Origin of the sequence: Streptomyces sp. NPDC059917, assembly GCF_042730635.1 — a bacterium.
GTDB lineage: Bacteria > Actinomycetota > Actinomycetes > Streptomycetales > Streptomycetaceae > Streptomyces.
Genome location: NZ_JBHWLC010000166.1, coordinates 1 through 5095 on the forward strand (window position 1 = coordinate 1; position 5095 = coordinate 5095).

Sequence of the window (5095 nt, forward strand, 5' to 3'; positions counted from 1 at the left end):
AGTACGTCCAGTACACGGGCTTCCGGTCGGCACGCCGAGAGCACGCACCGGACACCGCTCCTTCCCCACGGACATCCGTCAGACACCCCCTAGCGCGTGCGCCGGGCGTGGTCGTAGGCGAGGCCGAGGGCGCCGTGGGCGACCAGGAGCGCGCCCGCGGTCAGCCAGCCGGGGTTGCGGCGGCGGGCCGCCCACAGCATCAGGGGCGCTCCGGCCGCGACTTGGGCCGCGCCCGCGAGGCGGGCCCGGGGGCCGCGGAGCCAGGGGCCCAGCGGGCCCTCCTCCACGACGTCGAGCTCCGCCCGTACCGCGTCGCGCCAGCCGGACCACTCCAGGTCCTCGGCCCCCGGGGCGACGCGGGCCGCCTCCCGCAGCCGGTCGGCGCGCTCGCCGGGGGCCAGCCCGGCGGGCAGCGCCAGCCCGGCCCGGGCCAGCAGTGCGAGCAGCCCGAGCAGCCGGGTCCCGCCGTCGGCGGCTTCGTCGGGGCGGGTCAGCCGCTCCAACTCCTCCAGGTCCAGTACGGGATCCAGGCCGAGCCGCGCGGTGAGCGTGCGCATCGCCTCCGGGTCGCCGAGCGGGGTCCCGTCCGCCGCCCACCCGTAGGACACGGGCCGCCGCAGCCCCGAGGCGAGGGCGAAGCCGCTCTCCCCGGACTCCCACCACACGCCCAGCACCGGCCAGTTGCCGCCGACCGCCAGTGCCGAGGTCCAGCCGGTCAGCACCTCGGCCAGGGACTCCTCGGCCCCGGACGCGTCGGCGGCCGGTCGGCTCTCGGGGACCAGGGCGCTCCAGTCGCCCGCCGGGGCGAGCACCAGGCGCTCGCGCAGGACGGAGGTGGCGGCGGGCCGGACGGTGGCGGATTCGGCGCGGCAGAGCAGCAGCCCGCCCGCCGAGGTCTGGGAGATCGACATGCCCACACGCTAAGGCAAATCACCCCAAGCAGCCCAAATGGAAGAGCTTGACTTCCGGCAACCGCGATATATCGTGTTACTCAGAAGACGCGATATGTTGCGTCATGCCGAACCCCGGCACCCCGCGCGTCCGCCCGAGGAGGATCAGCACCATGGCACACCAGACGACCTGGTCCATCGCCGAACCCCAGCAGCTCACCTTCGAGGAGCCGGTCACCGAGCTCCGCGTCCGCGTCGTGGGCGGCACGGTGAATGTGGTCGCGGCCGCCGAGGGCCCGGCCCAGCTCCAGGTCACCGAGGTCAGCGGGCCGCCCCTGCACGTGGTGCTGGAGGGCGACGCCCTCACCATCTCCTACGAGGACCTGCCCTGGAACGGCTCGCAGAACCTGCGCAAGTGGTTCGACTCCAAGCCGTGGAAGGCCTGGACGGGCTCCGCCTCCGAGGGCGGCCGCAAGGCCTGGGAGCGCAGCGCCGTCATCACGCTGACCGTGCCCGCCGCCACCCGCGTGCAGGTCGCGACCGTCAGCGCCACCGCCTTCGTCTCGGGCATCGCGGGCGCCACCGAGGTCAACGGCGTCTCCGGTGACGCCACGCTCGTGGGGCTGTCCGGCGCCGTCAAGGCGCACACCGTCTCCGGCAGCGTGGAGGCCCAGGCGCTCAGCGGGACCCTCGGCTTCCACTCGGTCTCGGGCGGCCTGACCGTGGTCGAGGGCGCGGGCGGCAGCGTACGGGCCGACTCGGTCAGCGGTGACATGCTGCTGGACCTCGACCCGGACCAGACGTCCCCGCAGCCGGTGGACATCGCGCTCAACTCGGTCTCCGGGCAGGTCGCGATCCGGCTCCCGCACCCCACCGACGCCCGCGTCGAGGCCAACACCGCCACCGGCGGGGTCTCCAACGCCTTCGAGGACCTGCGGGTCTCCGGCCAGCTGGGAGCCAAGCGGATCACCGGCACCCTGGGCTCCGGGACCGGCACGCTGCGGGCCACGACGGTCTCCGGTTCGATCGCGCTGCTGCGCCGCGAGCCGGCCGACGCGTCCGCCCCGTCCGCCCCCCTCGAACTCGAAAAGAAGGTGCTCTGACATGCCGCCCGTCTTCGCCCACGGCCGCCTGCGGCTCTACTTGCTGAAGCTGCTCGACGAGGCTCCGCGGCACGGGTACGAGGTGATCCGCCTGCTGGAGGAGCGCTTCCAGGGGCTGTACGCGCCCTCCGCGGGCACCGTGTACCCGCGGCTGGCCAAGCTGGAGGCGGAGGGGCTCGTCACGCACGCCACCGAAGGCGGGCGCAAGGTGTACTCGATCACCGAGGCGGGCCGCGCCGAACTGGCCGACCGCAGCGGCGAACTGGCCGACCTGGAGCTGGAGATCCGCGACTCCGTCTCCGAGCTGGCCGCCGAGATGCGCGATGACGTCCGGGGCGCCGCGGGCGACCTGCGGCGCGAGATGCGGGCGGCGGCGGCCGCCACCGCTTCCGACACCCGGGTCGAGGACGAGACCTGGCGGCTGGCCAAGGAGGAGCTGCGCCGGGCCCGCCAGGAGTGGAAGGAGCAGGCCCGCCGGGCGAAGGACGAGAGCCGCCGGGCCCGTGAGGAGGCCCAGCAGGCCCGGCGCCAGGCGAAGGAGGCCCAGGACCGGGCCCGCGAGGAGGTCCAGCGCATCGCGAGCCAGCTCCAGGAGCAGTTCACGAAGTCCGGGGTCCGCGAGGGGCTGTCGGAGTTCACCGACAAGATCGGCAGCCTGGCGGGCGTCTGGCTGGGCTCCACCGCGACCCACGACGGGGCCAAGGCCCGGGCGGCGGAGTCCGAGTGGGCCGAGGACCTGAATCCCACCGAGGACCCGGCGCGCGACCTCGACCGGCTGCTGGACCGCTTCCGTGACGAGGTGCGCGACGCGGCCCGCGACCACGGGGTCACCGCCGCCCAGCTGGAGGAGATCCGCGCCGACCTGGCGACGGCCGCGGCCCGCATCACCACCACGGTCCGCGCCCCGCGCTAGAGCGTCCCGGTCAGGCGGCGGCCGGGGTGGTGGCCGCGACGCGGGCGTAGGTCACGCCCTGCGCGGCCAGTACGTCGGCCACCGGGCCCGCCGCCACGAGCAGGGCCAGCAGGAGGTGCGTCTGCGTGATGGTCTTCTCGCGGTTGCCCACGGCGATCCGGAGCGACTGGGCCAGGGTCTTCTTCGCACCCGGTGCGAAGCGGACGCGGGCGCTCTGCGGGCGGCCGTGCTGCGGGGCGGCCCCCGCGGTGGCGAGCGCGCCCTCGCCGTGGCTCTCCTCGACGCGGGCGACGATCTCGGCGAGGTCGATGCCCAGGCCCGCCAGGGCCTCCTCGTCGGCCTTGGACATCCCGCCCCGGCGCCGGGCCTCGGTGAGCGCGGCCGCGGTCGCCCGCCGGTCCACGCCGAGCCGGTCGAGCGCGCCCCGCTCCAGCAGGGCGAGCAGGAGGTGGTCCTCGGTGACCCGGGCGGCGCCGCAGCGGCGGGCCTCGTCGACCGCGCCGGTGACCGTGTCGCGCGCCCCGGCCGTGAACTTTTCGAACATCAGACCCTCCCGTGCTTCTTGTGTACGGCCTGCCGGCTGACGCCCAGCTCGGCGGCGATGTCCTGCCAGGACCAGCCCTGGTTGCGGGCGCTGCGCACCTGTACCGCCTCCAGCTGCTCCAGCAGTCTGCGGAGGGCGGCCACGGCACGCAGGCCCACGCGCGGGTCGCGGTCACCGGCCCGTTCGGCGAGATCGGTTGCTTCCGTCATGCATGTCAATTTAGGTTGACGAGTGAGCCGTGTCAACCCGAATTGACAGCCGGAGTGCCGCGGGTGCGGTGCGGACGGGGGAGGCGTGCGGGAGGGCCGGGCCGTCAGACCGTCAGCACCACCTTGCCGAAGAGGTCGCCCGACTCCAGCTTGGCGAAGCCTTCCCGGGCCCGGTCCAGCGGCAGCACCTCGTCGATGACCGGCCGCACCCCCGTGGCCGCGCAGAAGGACAGCAGGTCCTCCAGCTCCTCCTTCGTGCCCATGGTCGAGCCGACGACCTTCAGCTCCAGGAAGAAGATCCGGGTCAGTTCCGCGTGCGCGGGCCGGTCGCCGCTCGTCGCGCCCGAGATCACCAGGGTGCCGCCCGGGCGCAGGGACTTCACCGAGTGCGACCAGGTCGCCGCGCCCACCGTCTCGATCACCGCGTCCACCCGCCGGGGCAGCCGCGCGCCGGGCTCGTACGCCTCCTCCGCGCCCAGCTGCACCGCGCGCTCGCGCTTGGCCGCGTCGCGGCTCGTCGCGTACACCCGCAGCCCGGCGGCCTTGCCGAGCACGATCGCGGCGGTCGCGACCCCGCCGCCCGCGCCCTGCACCAGGACCGAGTCCCCGGGGCGCACACCGGCGTTGGTGAAGAGCATGCGGTAGGCGGTGAGCCATGCGGTCGGCAGGCAGGCGGCCTCCTCGAAGGACAGCTCCGCGGGCTTGCGCAGCACGTTCCAGGCCGGCACGGTGACCTGCTCGGCGAAGGTGCCCTGGTAGCGCTCGGTCAGGATCGAGCGCGGCTCGTCCGGCCCGACCCCGTGGCCGCTCTGGCCGATCACGGAGTGCAGGACGACCTCGTTGCCGTCCTGGTCGGTCCCGGCCGCGTCGCAGCCCAGGATCATCGGGAGCTTCTCCTGGCCGAGACCCACCCCGCGCAGCGACCACAGGTCGTGGTGGTTGAGGGAGGCGGCCCTGACGTTCACGGTCACCCAGCCGGGGCGTGCCTCGGGCGCCGGGCGCTCGCCCAGTTCGAGGCCGCTCAGCGGCTGGTCACGGTCGATACGGGCGGCGTAGGCAGCGAACATGCGGCCAGACGCTACCGCCCGGTAGGGGGCCGCCGCCAGGGTTCTCGGCACTCCCGGCCTGTCTTTCGGATCACGTCGGCCGCTCCCGCCGGGCCGGGCGCGCACGGGCCTTAGGGCCCCTGCCCGTACCACTGAGCGGAATCATTGTTCGACCGTCAAATACCTGTGCGTACAGCGCTCTTGTGCGTTCCGTGGGGTTAACCGGAACGTCATGGGCAAGCCAGGAACCAGGGTACGATTCTGGCCAGGCGCCATCAGGCAGCCCTCCCGGCACGGGGGCCGGGAGGGATGTGCGCAGAGGGGCCCCCGCGCCGCCCGCCCCCCCCCCCCCCCCCCCCGAGGCCCCCCCGCCCCCCCCGCCGACCCGCC

The 5095-nt window shown here is 74.5% G+C and carries 6 protein-coding genes; 2 read left to right on the forward strand and 4 right to left on the reverse strand.

Annotated elements, in window-relative coordinates:
- Positions 1 to 89: 89 nt before the first annotated feature.
- A complete protein-coding gene (locus tag ACFWAR_RS39060) occupies positions 90 to 911 on the reverse strand; it encodes a hypothetical protein (RefSeq protein WP_385788405.1) in 822 nt (273 codons plus the stop codon).
- 152 nt (positions 912 to 1063) lie between these two features.
- On the opposite strand from ACFWAR_RS39060, the gene ACFWAR_RS39065 reads away from it, so the two are divergent.
- Together ACFWAR_RS39065 and ACFWAR_RS39070 are read left to right on the forward strand one after the other, a co-directional pair.
- Positions 1064 to 1993, forward strand: a complete 930-nt coding sequence (locus tag ACFWAR_RS39065; RefSeq protein ID WP_385788408.1) for a DUF4097 domain-containing protein — start codon at positions 1064 to 1066, stop codon at positions 1991 to 1993.
- Position 1994: 1 nt separating this feature from the next.
- Positions 1995 to 2906, forward strand: a complete 912-nt coding sequence (locus ACFWAR_RS39070; RefSeq protein WP_385788411.1) for a helix-turn-helix transcriptional regulator — start codon at positions 1995 to 1997, stop codon at positions 2904 to 2906.
- A 10-nt stretch (positions 2907 to 2916) separates the two neighbouring features.
- On the opposite strand, the gene ACFWAR_RS39075 is transcribed toward ACFWAR_RS39070, so the two are convergent.
- From ACFWAR_RS39075 to ACFWAR_RS39085, 3 genes are all read right to left on the reverse strand, one after another.
- A complete protein-coding gene (locus ACFWAR_RS39075; RefSeq protein WP_385788414.1) occupies positions 2917 to 3450 on the reverse strand; it encodes a Clp protease N-terminal domain-containing protein in 534 nt (177 codons plus the stop codon).
- Positions 3450 to 3659 carry a helix-turn-helix domain-containing protein gene (locus tag ACFWAR_RS39080; RefSeq protein WP_356415192.1) on the reverse strand — a complete coding sequence of 70 codons (210 nt, stop codon included), beginning with the start codon at positions 3657 to 3659 and terminating at the stop codon, positions 3450 to 3452. Before ACFWAR_RS39080 ends, ACFWAR_RS39075 begins: the two co-directional genes overlap by 1 nt.
- Before the next feature lie 104 nt (positions 3660 to 3763).
- Positions 3764 to 4726, reverse strand: a complete 963-nt coding sequence (locus tag ACFWAR_RS39085; protein ID WP_385788417.1) for a zinc-binding dehydrogenase — start codon at positions 4724 to 4726, stop codon at positions 3764 to 3766.
- Between the last annotated feature and the right edge of the window lie 369 nt (positions 4727 to 5095).

Excerpts from the sequence above, each read along its gene's own strand:
- ACFWAR_RS39060 (WP_385788405.1), bottom strand. The coding sequence starts at position 911 with ATGTCGATCTCCCAGACCTCGGCGGGCGGGCTGCTGCTCTGCCGCGCC.
- ACFWAR_RS39065 (WP_385788408.1), top strand. The coding sequence starts at position 1,064 with ATGGCACACCAGACGACCTGGTCCATCGCCGAACCCCAGCAGCTCACC.
- ACFWAR_RS39080 (WP_356415192.1), bottom strand. The coding sequence starts at position 3,659 with ATGACGGAAGCAACCGATCTCGCCGAACGGGCCGGTGACCGCGACCCG.
- ACFWAR_RS39070 (WP_385788411.1), top strand. The coding sequence starts at position 1,995 with ATGCCGCCCGTCTTCGCCCACGGCCGCCTGCGGCTCTACTTGCTGAAG.
- ACFWAR_RS39075 (WP_385788414.1), bottom strand. The coding sequence starts at position 3,450 with ATGTTCGAAAAGTTCACGGCCGGGGCGCGCGACACGGTCACCGGCGCG.
- ACFWAR_RS39085 (WP_385788417.1), bottom strand. The coding sequence starts at position 4,726 with ATGTTCGCTGCCTACGCCGCCCGTATCGACCGTGACCAGCCGCTGAGC.